This window comes from Tepidanaerobacter syntrophicus (genome assembly GCF_001485475.2).
Taxonomy (GTDB): domain Bacteria; phylum Bacillota; class Thermosediminibacteria; order Thermosediminibacterales; family Tepidanaerobacteraceae; genus Tepidanaerobacter; species Tepidanaerobacter syntrophicus.
On sequence record NZ_DF976995.1, the window covers coordinates 16,030 to 31,747 of the forward strand.

General features: G+C 39.5%; 16 protein-coding genes. All 16 read left to right on the forward strand.

All coding sequences use genetic code 11. The annotated features are described in order from the left end of the window. The first annotated feature begins 23 nt into the window (after window positions 1-23). Window positions 24-1,106 (forward strand): saccharopine dehydrogenase NADP-binding domain-containing protein, encoded by a 1,083-nt coding sequence (locus tag TSYNT_RS00085; protein WP_059031050.1) that lies wholly within the window; start codon window positions 24-26, stop codon window positions 1,104-1,106. Window positions 1,107-1,233: 127 nt separating this feature from the next. Beyond that, window positions 1,234-2,385, forward strand: coding sequence for an MFS transporter (locus tag TSYNT_RS00090; protein ID WP_059031052.1), 1,152 nt, complete (start codon window positions 1,234-1,236; stop codon window positions 2,383-2,385). Window positions 2,386-2,420: 35 nt separating this feature from the next. After that, window positions 2,421-3,794 carry an AmmeMemoRadiSam system protein A gene (gene amrA, locus TSYNT_RS00095; RefSeq protein ID WP_059031054.1) on the forward strand — a complete coding sequence of 458 codons (1,374 nt, stop codon included), beginning with the start codon at window positions 2,421-2,423 and terminating at the stop codon, window positions 3,792-3,794. A gap of 88 nt (window positions 3,795-3,882) precedes the next feature. After that, window positions 3,883-4,689, forward strand: a complete 807-nt coding sequence (gene proB, locus TSYNT_RS00100) for a glutamate 5-kinase (RefSeq protein WP_213997548.1) — start codon at window positions 3,883-3,885, stop codon at window positions 4,687-4,689. 18 nt (window positions 4,690-4,707) lie between these two features. Next, window positions 4,708-5,952: a glutamate-5-semialdehyde dehydrogenase gene (locus tag TSYNT_RS00105; RefSeq protein ID WP_059031059.1), complete on the forward strand. Its 1,245-nt coding sequence runs from the start codon at window positions 4,708-4,710 to the stop codon at window positions 5,950-5,952. A 190-nt stretch (window positions 5,953-6,142) separates the two neighbouring features. After that, window positions 6,143-7,129, forward strand: a complete 987-nt coding sequence (gene amrS / locus TSYNT_RS00110; protein ID WP_059031273.1) for an AmmeMemoRadiSam system radical SAM enzyme — start codon at window positions 6,143-6,145, stop codon at window positions 7,127-7,129. Between the two features lie 126 nt (window positions 7,130-7,255). After that, window positions 7,256-8,467 carry an MFS transporter gene (locus TSYNT_RS00115; RefSeq protein WP_059031061.1) on the forward strand — a complete coding sequence of 404 codons (1,212 nt, stop codon included), beginning with the start codon at window positions 7,256-7,258 and terminating at the stop codon, window positions 8,465-8,467. Between the two features lie 103 nt (window positions 8,468-8,570). Continuing rightward, window positions 8,571-8,789 carry a 50S ribosomal protein L31 gene (rpmE, locus tag TSYNT_RS00120; protein WP_059031063.1) on the forward strand — a complete coding sequence of 73 codons (219 nt, stop codon included), beginning with the start codon at window positions 8,571-8,573 and terminating at the stop codon, window positions 8,787-8,789. A 70-nt stretch (window positions 8,790-8,859) separates the two neighbouring features. Next, on the forward strand, window positions 8,860-9,720 hold the full coding sequence (locus tag TSYNT_RS00125) for a DUF1385 domain-containing protein (RefSeq protein ID WP_059031065.1): 861 nt from the start codon (window positions 8,860-8,862) through the stop codon (window positions 9,718-9,720). A 29-nt stretch (window positions 9,721-9,749) separates the two neighbouring features. Continuing rightward, complete coding sequence (gene prfA, locus TSYNT_RS00130) at window positions 9,750-10,817, forward strand: peptide chain release factor 1 (protein WP_059031067.1); 1,068 nt, start codon at window positions 9,750-9,752, stop codon at window positions 10,815-10,817. 15 nt (window positions 10,818-10,832) lie between these two features. Then, window positions 10,833-11,687, forward strand: a complete 855-nt coding sequence (prmC, locus tag TSYNT_RS00135; RefSeq protein WP_059031069.1) for a peptide chain release factor N(5)-glutamine methyltransferase — start codon at window positions 10,833-10,835, stop codon at window positions 11,685-11,687. A gap of 18 nt (window positions 11,688-11,705) precedes the next feature. Next, entirely contained in the window at window positions 11,706-12,746 is a 1,041-nt protein-coding gene (locus TSYNT_RS00140; RefSeq protein WP_059031071.1) for an L-threonylcarbamoyladenylate synthase, read from the forward strand. Window positions 12,747-12,757: 11 nt separating this feature from the next. Continuing rightward, the gene (locus tag TSYNT_RS00145; protein ID WP_059031073.1) at window positions 12,758-13,201 is read left to right on the forward strand and encodes a low molecular weight protein arginine phosphatase; all 444 of its coding nucleotides are present in this window, start codon (window positions 12,758-12,760) and stop codon (window positions 13,199-13,201) included. A 72-nt stretch (window positions 13,202-13,273) separates the two neighbouring features. Next, window positions 13,274-13,717 carry a ribose 5-phosphate isomerase B gene (rpiB, locus tag TSYNT_RS00150; RefSeq protein WP_059031075.1) on the forward strand — a complete coding sequence of 148 codons (444 nt, stop codon included), beginning with the start codon at window positions 13,274-13,276 and terminating at the stop codon, window positions 13,715-13,717. Between the two features lie 54 nt (window positions 13,718-13,771). After that, window positions 13,772-15,010, forward strand: coding sequence for a serine hydroxymethyltransferase (locus tag TSYNT_RS00155; protein ID WP_059031078.1), 1,239 nt, complete (start codon window positions 13,772-13,774; stop codon window positions 15,008-15,010). Window positions 15,011-15,029: 19 nt separating this feature from the next. Then, complete coding sequence (gene upp / locus TSYNT_RS00160; RefSeq protein WP_059031079.1) at window positions 15,030-15,659, forward strand: uracil phosphoribosyltransferase; 630 nt, start codon at window positions 15,030-15,032, stop codon at window positions 15,657-15,659. Window positions 15,660-15,718: the final 59 nt, after the last annotated feature.

A 15,718-nucleotide genomic window follows, 5' to 3' on the forward strand; every position in this document is an offset into this window, starting at 1 on the left:
AAAATAATTAAAGAGGTGCGATCATGGAAAAATTTGCCTTTATAATACATCCTATCGAAGTATCTGATGTATTTAGAAAATTGAAGTTCATGGAAAAACTGCCGCCAAACATGGTGGAGGCTATAATGAAATACGTGCCGCCTTTTACAATTTCTCACATTACGGGAGTAAAAAGCCCATACAATGAAGCCGAGGGCTGGTTTGTTACATGTCCACTGACAACACGACAAATGATTGAACTTCCGGAAGACTTTGTAATTAAAAAAATTATAAAGGCAGGGAAACTGGCGGAGAAACTAGGAGCTAAAATAGTCGGCCTTGGCGCCTTTACATCAGTAGTGGGAGATGCCGGAATTACTATTGCCAAAAACTTAAACATACCTGTTACCACGGGCAATAGCTATACCGTTGCTACTGCCATAGAAGGCACAAAAAAAGCTGCTGAAATTATGGGTAAAGACATAAAAGAAGCTCAGGTGTTGGTTATTGGAGCTGCCGGGTCTATCGGAAAGGTATGTGCTCAAATTCTTGCAAGAGACTGCAAACATCTGACGCTTGTTGGAAGGCATACAGAAAAACTTCAGGATGTAGCTGATAAAATACTAAAAGATACAGGGAATTCTGTGAAAATAACATCAGATACAAGAAGCGCCGTAAGAAATGCAGATGTTATTGTGACGGTTACCAGCAGTCTTGATACGATAATTGAAGCAGAGGATTTAAAGCCCGGTGCGGTAGTATGCGATGTATCCCGGCCAAGGGATGTTTCAAAGGAAGTTGCCGAAAAACGCGATGATGTCCTTATAATAGAGGGTGGCGTAGTAGAAGTTCCCGGCGACGTAAATTTCAATTTTAATTTTGGTTTTCCACCAAAAACTTCTTACGCCTGTATGGCTGAAACTATGATGCTGGCGTTAGAGGGCCGCTATGAGAGCTTTTCCTTGGGTAGAGATCTGACGGTAGAACAGGTAGAAGAGATAACAAGGATAGCCAACAAGCATGGATTTAAATTAGCCGGCTTTAGGAGTTTCGAACGGGAAGTAACGCAGGAGCAGATTGAAAACATTAAAAGGAACGCGAAGAAAAAACAAGAGCAGGCAAGCTGAAACCATAACCTCACCTGAAGTAACCGGGTGAGGTTATAATTTTAGTATATATCGGAACTTAATTTATTTTTGCTCTGTACTATGTTAAAATAACAATACAAGAGAATAAATTTTAGGGGGATAATGAATGGCAGAAAATAATAAGAGCAAAGATTTTATCATGGTTTTACTGGCGACAGTTGCCTTTGTTTCCACATATTACATAATGATGCCCGTTATCCCCGTATATATGCTAGAACTTGGCTTTGACAACTTGACGATAGGCACCACGATGGGTCTTTTTTCTATAAGTTCCATGCTTGCAAGACCCATTGGCGGCATTTGGATAAATACATACACAAGCAAAAAAGTTATGCTAATTTCTATAGCTTTATTTTTTCTTACACCACTGCTTTTAAAAACATTTCCTGCTTTAGCAGGTCTTTCGTTGACGCTTTTAATTTACGGATTTACAGTAGGCGCATTTTCTGTGGCATCAGCAAATTTTACGGCTGATATATCATCCTCTGAAAATCTCGTAAGATTTATGGGTTTTAATTCAGTAGCCGTAATGATTGCAAAAGGCTTGGCTCCTGCCGCCGGAGTAAAACTTATTAATAACTATAATTTTAATGTTGCAGTTTACTCGACAGTTGCTGCTGCGGTATTTGCCCTGATTTTATTGCTTTTCGTTTCCGATATAAAAGCAGATACAAAAAAAGAAGAAGATTCTAACTTCATAAGGGTGCTGCTTAACAAAAGCGTTTATCTGCCGACTATAGTGCTCTTTTGCGGTATGACCACATTTGGCGCAATTTCAGCAATGCTTCCTCTCTTTGCTGCTGCAAAAAATATTACGGGAACGGAATACTTTTTCGTAATAAATACTGCAGTAGTAGTTGCGACAAGGCTGCTGGTAGGAAGGTGGAGCAATAAGTATCTTGAACAGATTATAGCATTTGCTCTGCTTGACCTTACAGTATCACTTATTTTGATGAGTTTTGTAAATAGTTTTCAAGGATTAATCGTTGTTGCTATAATATACGGATTAGGTTTTGCACTGCTTTTCCCTTTTATGACATCGCTTTTAGTTCTTACAATTCGCGGTATATCAAGAAGCACGGCATTAGGCGCATTTACAGCGGCTTTTGATTTAGGAGTGGCCGCAGGTGTTACATTAGGCGGCTTTAGTGAATATATGGCATTTGAAAGATTGTATCTCTTTCTTGCGGCGATACCATTTATAGGCTATCTGATTTATCAATATATTTACAGACCTTATATAAGGCAGTTGGAATAATGATACTTATTTAAAATTTAAAGGAGGGTCTTGAAATGAGCGTTTTGTCAGGCTATTTAATGCCGCATCCCCCGATTATGGTAGAGGAAGTCGGTGGAAAAGAGGCCCAAAAAGTAATTTCTTCTATAAACGCTGCCAATACAGTAGGTAGGGAAATAGCAAAACTCTCTCCTGATACTATAGTTATAATATCCCCTCATGGTCCTATTTTTGCAGATGCCTTATGTATCTATGATTTTAATTTAAAAGGCAGTCTTGCATCCTTTGGCGCTCCTGAGGTAAAGATGAGTTTTGAACGCGACGCAGAGCTTGCAGATGAAGTGCGCGAAAGGGCGAACAGGCATGGCATTTCAACTGTTACAACCAGTGAAGTTGGGGTTTGGAAATACGGCTTCAAAGAGGAGCTGGATCATGGTGTAATTGTGCCTATGTATTTTATTGCCAAATATTCTTCGAATTTTAAATTAATGCCTTTATCTTTCGGTATGCTTCCATATGAGGACCTTTACGAATTTGGAAAACTGATACAAGAATCTGCAAAAGCGCTAAATAAAAAAATAGTAGTAATAGCAAGCGGAGATCTTTCTCACAGGCTTACAAAAGATGCACCTGCAGGTTATGACCCATACGGAAAAGTGTTTGAAGACCAATTGGTAGATGCATTGAGAAAATTTGATTTAAAAGCTCTTCGATCTATTGACCCGGTGGTTATCGAAAGAGCCGGAGAATGCGGCTTAAGATCAATTTGGATTATGGCAGGCACTCTTGACGGCTGCAAAGTGGAGCCTGAAGTGCTTTCACATGAAGGGCCTTTTGGCGTAGGTTACTGTATAGCAAGATTTAAGGTTGCCGAACAAAAAGAAGATTCAAGCGAAACGCCTGAAAAAGAAACAGAAGATCCTTATGTAAAACTTGCTCGCTACACCCTTGAAACCTATGTGAAAGAGGGCGTTATACCGCCGCTACCCGAAGATTTACCCGAAGAGATGCTCAAACAAAGGGCTGGGGTGTTTGTGTCGATAAAGAAGGGCGGACAACTTAGAGGGTGTATAGGAACATTTTTACCCACCCGCAAGAACATCGCAGAAGAGATTCAAAGAAATGCTATAAGTGCAGGGTGCGAGGATCCACGATTTTACCCGGTAGAAAAGGATGAACTTCCTGAACTTGAATATTCCGTAGATGTTCTTACAGAGCCTGTGCCGGTGTACAGTATTGACGAACTTGATCCTAAGAAGTACGGTATTTTAGTAAGAAAAGGCTATAAATCCGGTCTGCTGTTGCCTGATTTAGAAGGTGTGGATACAGTAGAGCAGCAGCTTAGAATAGCCCTTGCGAAAGCCGGGATAAGACTTGATGAGGACTATCAGATATATAAATTTGAAGTGGAAAGGCATGAAGAAAAATAATTTAGGGTTGATTTTTGAAATATACTTGTTATAATTATACAATATAATGCATAATTATAAGATACTTAATAAGCCTGAGGTGAAAGTTTTGAAAGAGGATTTATATAAGACAATAGTGGTTAAAGTCGGAACTACGACACTTGTAAATGAAAATGGTAAACTAAATATCGTAGGAATTGAAAAGCTGGTCAGGGTAATCTCTGCTATAAAAAACAGCGGTAAAAATGTTGTTCTCGTTACATCGGGAGCGGTAGGGGCGGGAGCTGGCAGGCTTGGCATAAAAGGCAAAGGCGATATTAGAATTAAGCAGGCTTTAGCAGCTGTGGGGCAGGGCGTTTTAATGCAATTTTATGAGAAACTTTTTTTGGAATATGGCGTGAATGTGGCACAAGTATTGCTCACAAGAGAAGATTTGGAGACTGATATAAGAAGGCAAAATGCCTTAAATACATTGACTACACTTTTTGAATTTGAAGTAGTGCCAATAGTAAATGAAAACGACACAGTGGCAGTAGAAGAAATTGTCTATGGAGATAATGATACTTTGGCGGCAGTTGTGGCAAAACTAATTGGGGCAGATTTGCTTGTTATTCTTTCAGACGTGGACGGTCTTTATACTATGCCTCCCCATGAGCCGGGAGCTGAAAAGATTCCTTATGTAAAGGAAATAACGCCGGAAATCGAGGCTCTGGCAGAAGGGTCCTATTCAAATCTTGGGACGGGTGGTATGCAAAGCAAAATTAAGGCTGCAAAAATTGCAACCGAAGCAGGAATAGCAATGGCAATTATCAGCGGCGAAAGTCCTACGGATATTTACAACATCTTAGATGGCAGTACTGCCTGCGGCACTTTCTTTGAACCCAAAAAAGCCGGGGAATGCGCTAAAGAAGCATAATTTAATGGGGTGATTTTATTGGACAGCGTTTTGGATATTGCAAAAAAGGCAAAGGAAGCATCATATAAAATTGCATTAAGTTCTACCACGGTTAAAAACGATGCGTTAACTTATATGGCACAAGCACTTGAAGATATGAAAGATGATATAATTTCGGCGAATCAAGAAGATGTATCAAATGCGCGCAAAAACGGACTTAAAGAGGCCCTTATCGAAAGACTTACATTGACCGAACAGCGAATTTCCGGGATGATAGAAGGCTTTTTGACTCTAGTGGATTTGCCTGACCCTGTAGGTGGTGGCACGATAATTAAAAGGCCTAATGGGCTTACATTGTTAAAAGAAAGGGTGCCATTAGGTGTAATTGGCATAATATATGAATCAAGGCCAAACGTTACCTCGGATGCGGCCGGGCTATGTATAAAATCCGGAAATGCCGTTATTCTTCGCGGCGGATCTGAAGCAATAAATTCAAACAAAGCTATCGTAAAGGCACTTTGCAGCGGACTCAAAAGATCTGGTCTTCCAGAAAGCTGTATACAATTGATAGAAGATACCGATCGGGAAAGGATTCAAGAACTTTTTAAGATGAGAGATTATGTGGATGTCATAATTCCCCGGGGAGGCGGAGCTCTTATTAAAAATGTTGTAGAAAATTCTAAGATACCGGTTATAGAAACCGGAGAAGGCAATTGCCATATTTATGTGGATGAATTTGCCGATTTGCCGATGGCAGAAAAGATATTGATAAACGCTAAAACCAGCAGACCTTCAGTATGCAATGCTGCGGAAAAATTGCTTGTCCATGAAAAAATTGCTAAAGATTTTTTGCCTGATGCCCTTTTGAAATTACAAAAACTAGGAGTTGAAATTCGCGGCTGTGAAAGGACTAGGAAGATTTATCCTAATGCTATCCCGATTAAAGATGAAGACTGGCCTATGGAGTATCTTGACTTTATAATAGGTGTAAAAGTTGTAGACAGCATAGATGAAGCCATTGAGCATATTAACCGTTTTGGAACACGGCATTCCGAAGCCATTGTTACCAAAGATTACGAAAGAGCGAATAAATTTCTTGCAGGTGTGGATGCAGCGTGCGTCTATGTTAATGCCTCTACCCGATTTACTGATGGCGGAGAGTTTGGAATGGGGGCAGAAATAGGAATAAGCACTCAGAAGCTTCATGCAAGAGGTCCTATGGGACTTGAAGAGCTGACGACAACAAAATATCTCATATTAGGTAATGGTCAGATTAGAGAGTAAATAATTTAACTAACCTAAATATAATAACCAATAAAGCATCTATCTTTTCGGCTGATGCTTTATTTTTTTACAGGTTTGCTTTATATGTTATAAGCTTGCAATAATATAAGATTTCCTAGTATAATTGAAAAAGGAAGTAACGGAGGGAGGGTAAAGACGGTTTTGACAAGCAAAGCCAGTCTTGATGCAAATGAAAGAAGCCATGTATTATCGAAAAAATGTCGATGGCAGCGTCGAGTGCGTCCTTTGCCCACATCACTGTATAATATCTGAGGGACACACAGGAATTTGCAGAGTAAGAAGAAATATAGGAGGCATACTGTATTCTGAAAACTATGCACAAGTTTCATCGTGGGGAATGGATCCTGTAGAGAAAAAGCCATTATATCATTTTTACCCTGGAAATGTGATATTTTCAGTAGGAAGCATAGGGTGCAACTTTAAATGTAAATTTTGCCAAAATTGGCAAATCGCTCAATCTACAGATGTTCCAACTCAAGAAGTAAATCCAGAAGATTTAGTTGCTATAGCTAAAGGACAGCGGAAAAATATAGGTATAGCCTATACCTATAACGAACCTACTATATGGTATGAATATGTGTTGGAATGCGCAAAACTTGCTCACGAGGAAGGCCTTAAAAATGTCTTGGTAACGAATGGCTTTATCGAAAAAGAACCGCTAAATCAAATCCTCCCATTTGTAGATGCCATGAACATAGACTTAAAAGCATTTCATGAAGATTTTTATAAGAAACTTTCATCAGGACGTCTTGCGCCTGTAATGGAAACAATAGAAATTTCTCAGAAAAAATGCCATGTTGAATTAACAACACTTATAATTCCCGGTATGAATGATAGCGCCGAAGAAATAGAAGCCCTTGCAAAGTGGGTTTCTTCTCTCAGAAAAGATATACCTATTCACTTTACTCGCTATTTTCCGTGCTACAAATTGGATATCCCGGCTACACCTTTTGAGACAATAAAGAAAGCTAGAGAAATAGCATTAAAATATTTGGATTATGTTTACACTGGCAATATGACAGATGAAACAGGCAGCAATACTTACTGCCCTTCATGCGGGAAAATGGTTATTCAAAGGACAGGCTACTTTGTGCAAATAGAAATGGAAGATAGCAAGTGTCCAAATTGCGGCAGAGATATTCTGGTAATAAGATAAAAATGTATGAAGCTTTAATAATGAAAAAAACGCGCCAGGAGAGGAGAAATTACTATAGACCAGAAACCGGCAAACAATATAATAGATTTATTTAGAATGCTCGACGGCAATGCTAGGACCTGTGTGATGTTCGAACCTATGTGGGGCATTCCTTATGTACTCTATAATTTTTATTTAAGCCTTTATATGAAAAGTCAGGGCATAACAGATAAACAAATAGGATTTCTGATATCTCTAGGGTTTATAACGGCAATAATATTTTCTCTTTTGGCAGGGCCCATAACCGATACATTGGGGAGGCGAAAAACTACATTTGTTTTTGACGTTATAGCATGGCCCCTTGCTGCGCTGATTTATGCTTTTGCAAGCAATTTTTGGATGTTTGCTCTGGGAATTATGATAAATAGTGCTCAGCGAGTTACAGCTGTCTCTTACAACTTAATGGTGATAGAAGACTCCAGTAATGAACAGCGCTTTGCTGCCTTTAATCTGATAAATATAATAAATATATCAGCAGGTATTTTAACACCGATTGCAGGAATTGCAGTAAAGATGTATGGTATAGTAAAGGCAGAAAGATTCTTTTTGATATTGGCAGTAGTTAGTATGACAGTAATGATGGCGCTTAGGTATTATTTTCATACCGAAACTTCCACAGGCAAGGTTATATTAGAAGAAAGATCTAAGCACAAAAAGAAAGCCGGCTACAATAAAAACATATACAAAGAAGTAATTGCTGAGCTTAAATACAAACCCTTAATCCTAATGATAATGAGTGTATTAATACTTTTTAATATGTATACCACAATCGGCACCCACCTTAGCCTTTATTTTGCTCCCTATATGTCAGAAGTTCTCAAAATAGAAAAATCTATGATATCACTGCTGGGAGTTGCAAATTCTGCTACTATGATTGCAACATTGGTTTTTATTAATCCGATTTTAAGCGGAAAAAACACTATAACCAATATGGTGACAGGATTGATTTTACAAGCATGTGGCCTCTTTATGCTAATTACAATTCCAACAAATAATCTTGTAATTACAATACTAGCTGTAATGGTCTTTGCCGCAGGCTTTGGTATATTCAGGCCATTTGCTGATGCTATGCTGGCAGAAGTTACGGAAGGCAATACCAGAGCTACAATTTATTCACTGCTGAATACCGGAATCTCCATTTTAAGTGCAACAATGGGACTTATTTCAGGTTACATCTATGATTTGAATCCACGGCTAATATACATAATTTCAATTTGCATTTTATTTATCTGTATGCTAGTTTTGCTTTCAATGAAAAAATCATTTAGCACCCAAAACAGTGATGGAGAGGCTTTGTAAAAACTCTTGTGCAAAATTAGAGCGTGTGCTATAATACTAAAGGTACTCTAAATTTGAGGCGAACCAACTTTATCTTATAAATTTATTCAAAGAGGTGAAAGGCATGAAGAAAGGCATACATCCTAAATATGTGAGAGCTACAGTCAAATGCGCCTGTGGAAATACATTTGAAACGGGATCGACAAAAGAGGAACTCCGCGTTGAAATATGCTCAAAGTGTCATCCTTTCTTTTCAGGCAAGCAGAAGCTGGTTGATACCGGAGGCCGTGTGGAAAGATTCAAGAAGAGGTACGGCTTACAAGAAGCAAAAGACGAGGAGTAGGTCAAGAAGGTTGGAGGTTGTCTCTAACCTTTTTTCTTAATCCCTTAAGCATTGCCAATAGGAGGAAAAAATGAAGGAAGTTAAACCTGCCATAGGGGGCCAAGCGGTAATTGAAGGCGTAATGATGCGCGGTCCCAAAAGCACAGCTATTGCTGTGAGAAAAGACAATGGTGAAATTGTCTTAAAAAAAGACGAAAACCACTCGATTTCTGAGCGCTATAAATTTCTTAAATTGCCTATATTAAGAGGAGTAGTTTCCCTAATTGAGATGATGATAATAGGAATTCAAACCCTGTCATATTCTGCTACAATGGCAGGCTACGAAGAGGAAGAAACCCTTACCACTAAGGACATAGCTATTGCGCTGGCCTCTGCGGTTCTATTTGCAGTTGTCCTGTTTGTAATTTTACCAACTGTTGCTGTCAAATTTATAAGCGCAAATATAAAGACACCGTTTTTGCTTAGCCTTGCTGAGGGATTTTTGCGAATAGCAATTTTTGTAGCGTATGTAGCAGTTATTTCTCTTATGAAAGATATTCGCAGAGTTTTTGAATACCACGGAGCAGAACACAAGGTCGTTCACTGTTATGAACATGGCGAAGATCTGACTCCGGAAAATGCTAAGAAATATTCTACTGTTCACCCCAGGTGCGGTACTAGTTTTATAATGATAGTAATGATAGTAAGCATACTTCTTTTTTCTATATTGGGATGGCCGGGGATAATAGCAAGAATTGTTTCGAGAATTTTGCTTCTGCCTGTAGTTGCAGGGATTTCATATGAACTTATTCAACTTGCAGGAAGAAGCAGCAGTCCGTTTTTAAAAATATTAAATACTCCGGGTATGTGGCTTCAGAAACTTACAACGAGAGAACCTGATGATTCTCAATTGGAAGTTGCGATAGCGGCGTTGAAGGCTGTAATAGATTAATTCTGTTCAAACCGCAGGAAGGTGATTTTATGATAGAAAAATTAGAAACAATTGAAAAGAAATATGATGAACTTACACAAAAAATATCTGATCCCCAGATAATAGCCCGTCAGGATGAATGGATAAAGCTTGCGAAGGAACACGCTTCATTAGAAGATACTGTAGCGTGTTTTAAAGAGTATAAAAAGGTTGCAAAAGAATTAGCAGAAAATTATGAACTTTTGAAGGAAAATAATGACCCTGAGATGGAACAGCTCATCAAAAGTGAAATAGAAATATTAGAAAAGAAAAAAGCTCAGCTGGAAGAAGAATTGCGAATAATGCTGCTTCCAAAAGATCCTAACGATGAAAGAAATGTCATAATGGAAATACGTGCAGGCACCGGAGGCGAAGAAGCGGCACTTTTTGCAGGTGATTTGTTTCGAATGTACAGCCGGTATGCCGAGAAAAAGGGATGGAAAGTCGAAATTATCGAATCAAATCCTACAGAGCTTGGAGGATTTAAAGAAATAATTTTTGAAATAAACGGTAAAGGTGCATACAGCCGATTAAAGTATGAATCAGGAGTTCATAGAGTGCAGAGAGTTCCAACAACAGAAGCAGGAGGCAGAATTCATACGTCGGCTGCGACTGTTGCAGTATTGCCTGAAGCTCAAGAAGTAGATGTAGAGATAAATCCGGATGATCTTCGCATAGATATATATAGAGCCTCCGGCCACGGCGGACAAGGCGTAAATACTACCGACTCGGCTGTAAGAATAACTCATATACCCACAGGCATAGTTGTTACCTGCCAGGATGAGCGCTCGCAGCTCAAGAATAAAGAAAAAGCAATGAAGGTACTCAGAGCTCGATTATTGGAAAAAATGCAAGAAGAACAGGATCGGGAAATAGCACAGAGCCGCAGGAGTCAAATCGGTTCAGGTGATCGCAGTGAGCGCATACGCACATATAATTTTCCCCAGGGAAGGGTAACGGATCATCGCATAAATCTCACAACACACCAACTTGCAAGCATATTAGAAGGCGAGCTTGACGAGATAATCGATGCCTTAATTGCTGAAGACCAAGCAAAAAAACTGGCCAGAGCCCAATAAAAAGAGGGAAGTTTTGTGAAAGTCAGAGAAGCTTTGACAGAAGGCACTAATATATTAGCCGCAAAGGAAATAGAAAATCCTGCTCTAGATTCGCAGATTATATTAGGATATGTGCTTAAAAAAGACAGGGTATATCTGCTTACACATGATGATATTATGCTCAGCAGCGAGCAAGCAGATGCATTTAATAAATTATTAAAACTGCGATGCCGCCACATTCCGATTGCATATATTGTGGGAGAAAAAGAATTCTACGGAATTAAATTGCATGTGAAACCCGGGGTTCTGATTCCGCGTCCCGAAACTGAATTTGCAGTTGAAGAAACTTTAAATGCTATTTTGGATATAAAAAAACCTAAAGTTGCCGATATATGCTGCGGCAGTGGTGCAATTTCGGTAGCTATTGCAGCAAACAACCAAAATGTAAGAATATATGCGTCGGACATATCGGATATTTCCTGCGAAATTACTAGAATCAATGTAAATTCCTATAATTTACAAGATCGGATATTTGTATTCAAAGGGGATTTGTTAGAGTCCTTCAAAGAAAATAACATAAGAGATTTCGATGTGATTGTTTCAAACCCCCCTTATATTCCTGAAAGTGAACTGGCAAATCTACCTCCGGATGTAAAAAACGAACCTGAATCAGCCCTAAACGGTGGCTTAGATGGCCTAATGTTCTATAGAAAAATAGCTTTCGAGGCTCCGAGATTTTTAAAGCCTCAAGGGAAAATTATTTTTGAAATTGGTTGGAATCAAGCAGAAGCAGTAAGAAAAATTTTACTGGCAAATGGCTTTACGGCAATTTCAGTTGTAAAAGATTACGCAGGTTTTGACAGAGTAATTTCAGGAAGCTTAAATTACTAAATCAAAGAAGGTTTTTAGTTGAATACACAGATTGTTTCTGTAGATAAAGATAAACCGGAAAAAGAAATAATCAAACAGGCGGCAAAGATAATTAAAGCCGGTGGTCTAGTGGCATTCCCAACTGAGACGGTTTACGGATTAGGCGGCAATGCACTGGATGCAGAAGTTGCAAAAAAGATATATGCAGCAAAAGGAAGGCCTCAAGACAATCCTTTAATTGTTCATATTTATTCTCTGATACAATTGGAAGAATTGGTAAAAGAAATACCAGCAAAAGCACATGCGCTAATGGAAAAGTTCTGGCCGGGGCCACTTACAATTATATTTTATAAAAAGGATATTGTACCTTACAGCACTACAGGCGGTTTGGATACCGTAGCAATTCGAATGCCTGCACATCCTGTAGCTTTAGAGCTTATTAAAGAATCCGGGGTCCCGATAGCGGCACCGAGTGCCAATATTTCCGGAAAACCAAGCCCCACATGTGCTCAGGATGTAGCAGAAGATCTTTCGGGAAAAATCGACATGATATTAGACGGCGGGCCGGCAGAAGTGGGAGTGGAGTCTACGGTACTGGACATTTCTGAAGAGATACCTATAATTTTAAGACCCGGCGGAGTTACAAAAGAAGAACTGGAAAAAGTCTTGGGAAAAGTAGAAGTGGACCCGGGCCTTGCGCCTGGCGAAAAGCCTCGATCACCCGGACAAAAATACCGACACTATGCCCCGAAAGCCCAAGTTACTGTTTTTGAAGGGACAGTAGAAAATCAGGTGAAAGCTATTTGCGCTTTAGCGGCAGAACTTGAAAGCCGTGGTCTCAAAGTTGGAATTATGGCAACAGCTCAGACAAGGCATTTTTATACAAAAGGATATGTTATTTCAGTAGGCGACAGGACGGCGCCTCTTACCATTTCGTCAAATCTTTTTTCTATTTTAAGAAAATTTGACAGACTTGGCGTAGATAAAATCCTTGCAGAAAGCATACCAAAAACAGGTATAGGTCTTGCGGTGATGAATAGATTATATAAGGCCGCCGGATATAATATTGTAGAAGTGTAGGAGGGTCTTTCTTGAAGAAAATAGTTTTTGTATGCACCGGAAATACCTGCCGCAGCAGCATGGCAGAAGCCCTGTTTAAGAAAATGTTAGATGACAAGGGTAGATCTAAGGAATTTAAAGTTTCATCCTGCGGCACCCATGCCATTTTCGGCCTGCCTGCTTCTGAAAATGCAATACAAGTTATGAAGGATGAAGGGATAGATTTAAGCGGCCATAGGTCGCGTCCCCTTACAGAAGATATCCTTGCAGCAGATCTTGTTTTAACAATGACCCTCTCTCAAAAAGAATATATACTCAGCATATTTCCCGAAATGCGCGGCAGGGTTTTTACCCTTGGCGAATATGCAGGTGACGGCAGAGAAATTCCGGATCCTATCGGCATGGATGCCAATTTTTATAGGATGGTTGCAAGGGAAATTAAAGCAAAATTACAAAAAATAATAACCAAGCTTTAGACAGTGGACAATAATCACAAATTAAGTATATAATTAACAAAAGTATTTTTTAATTAAAGGGGTGGTAATAAATTGACTATAGCTATAGCCAGTGATCATGGCGGTTACAAGCTAAAGAACGAAATTATAAGCTACTTTGATAAAAATAAGATTTCTTACAAAGATTTGGGGTGCTTTTCTGAAGAGCCGGTAGACTATCCGGACATAGCCATCAAATGTGCTGAGGCTGTTGCTCGGGGAGAATTTGAAAAAGGCATTATAATCTGCGGTACCGGCATAGGTGTATCAATTACTGCAAATAAAGTTAAAGGAATTCGTGCGGCACTGTGCCACGATACTTTTTCTGCTAGGATGTCAAGAGAGCATAATAATGCTAACGTTCTAACAATGGGCGGTAGGGTTATTGGGCCCGGCCTTGCGATAGATATTGTAAAAGAGTGGCTTGCAGCAGAGTTTGCAGGAGACCGGCATCAACGTAGGGTTGAAAAAATAATGGAATATGAAAATTCAAAATAAGTCTTTGAAGATAGGCCTTTAACTTTTCAAACAATACAAGAAGAGGTGTTCAAAGTGGATATACTTAAACTCGTAGATCCGGAAATAGCTGATGCCATTGAAAAAGAAACATATAGACAGCAGCATAAACTGGAAATGATTGCATCAGAAAATTTTACAAGCAAGGCAGTTATGGAAGCCCAAGGTTCTGTTCTGACTAATAAGTATGCAGAAGGCTACCCGGGAAAACGCTATTATGGCGGCTGTGAATATGTAGATATTGTAGAAAATATCGCGCGAGAGCGAGCGAAAAAGCTCTTTTCGGCAGAACATGCAAATGTTCAGCCTCATTCAGGCTCCCAAGCAAATATGGGCGTCTATTTTGCGTATCTTAATTATGGAGATAAAGTTCTTGGTATGAACTTAGCTCATGGCGGTCATCTTACTCATGGAAGTCCTGCAAGCATTTCGGGGAAATATTATAATTTTATACCTTATGGAGTTTCTAAAGAAACCGGATATATTGACTATGATAATATGGAAGCATTGGCCCATGAACACAAACCCAAGATGATAGTGGCAGGCGCCAGCGCATATCCAAGAATTATTGACTTTGAAAGAATTGTGCAGATTGCAAAAGATGTAGGGGCATATGTTATGGTGGATATGGCCCATATAGCAGGTCTTGTGGCAGCCGGTCTTCATCCGAACCCTGTTCCCATATGTGATTTTGTAACGACAACAACACATAAGACGCTTAGAGGTCCAAGAGGCGGCATTATATTTTGCAAACAAGAATATGCCAAAGCCATAGACAAAGCAATTTTTCCCGGAATTCAGGGCGGACCTTTAATGCATGTAATTGCAGCGAAAGCGGTTTGCCTAAAAGAAGCTTCAACTGACGAATTTGTAGAATACCAGAAACAAGTAGTAAAAAATGCTAAAACATTAGCCGGCGCCCTTTCGGATAAAGGCTATAATCTTGTTTCAGGCGGCACCGATAACCATCTGATATTGATAGATTTAAGAAATAAAAATCTTACCGGAAAAGAAGCAGAGCACCTTTTAGAAGAAGTAGGCATTACCGTAAATAAAAATGCCGTTCCCTTTGACACCGAAAGTCCTAATGTCACAAGTGGTATAAGGGTCGGAACACCTGCCCTTACCTCTAGAGGTATGAAGGAAGCGGAAATGGAAAAAATTGCCGAATTAATGGACGAAGCCTTAACTAAAGGACAGGATGAACTTGTCAAAATAAAAATATCAAAAGCAGTGGCTGCTCTTTGCGAACAATTTCCGCTTTATGCGAAATAAAAACTAGGAGGTTGCCTTAATGGAAAATGTTTTTGTATTAGATCATCCCCTAATTCAACATAAACTGGCTTTAATTAGGGATGAAAACACCGGCGCCAAGGAATTTCGCGAGCTGGTAGAAGAAGTGGCTGTTCTCATGGCTTATGAGGCAACCAGAAATATGCCGTTAGAGGAATCTGAGGTAAAAACCCCTATAGGACCTGCAAAGGTTAGAATGCTTTCGGGTAAAAAATTGGGTATTGTTCCTATCCTTCGAGCAGGCCTTGGCATGGTAGATGGCTTGCTTAAATTAATCCCTACAGCGAAAGTTGGCCATATTGGTCTATATAGAGATCCCGAAACACTCCTTCCGGTCGAATATTACTGCAAACTTCCCTCTGACGTAAGCGAAAGAGAACTTATAATACTAGATCCAATGCTGGCTACAGGAGGATCTGCCGCCAAAGCGGTAGAAATTCTCAAAGAAAAGGGAGCAACCAATATAAAACTCATGTGCTTGATTGCAGCTCCCGAAGGAATACATGGGGTTCATAAAGATCACCCAGATGTTCAGATATATACTGCTGCCATTGATGAAAAACTAAATTCCCATGGCTATATCGTGCCGGGTCTTGGCGATGCCGGCGACAGGCTGTTTGGAACGAAATAAAGATAAATCTCGAGGCTGTCCTATTTAGGACAGCCTTTTTAAACTTTATACACCAGATA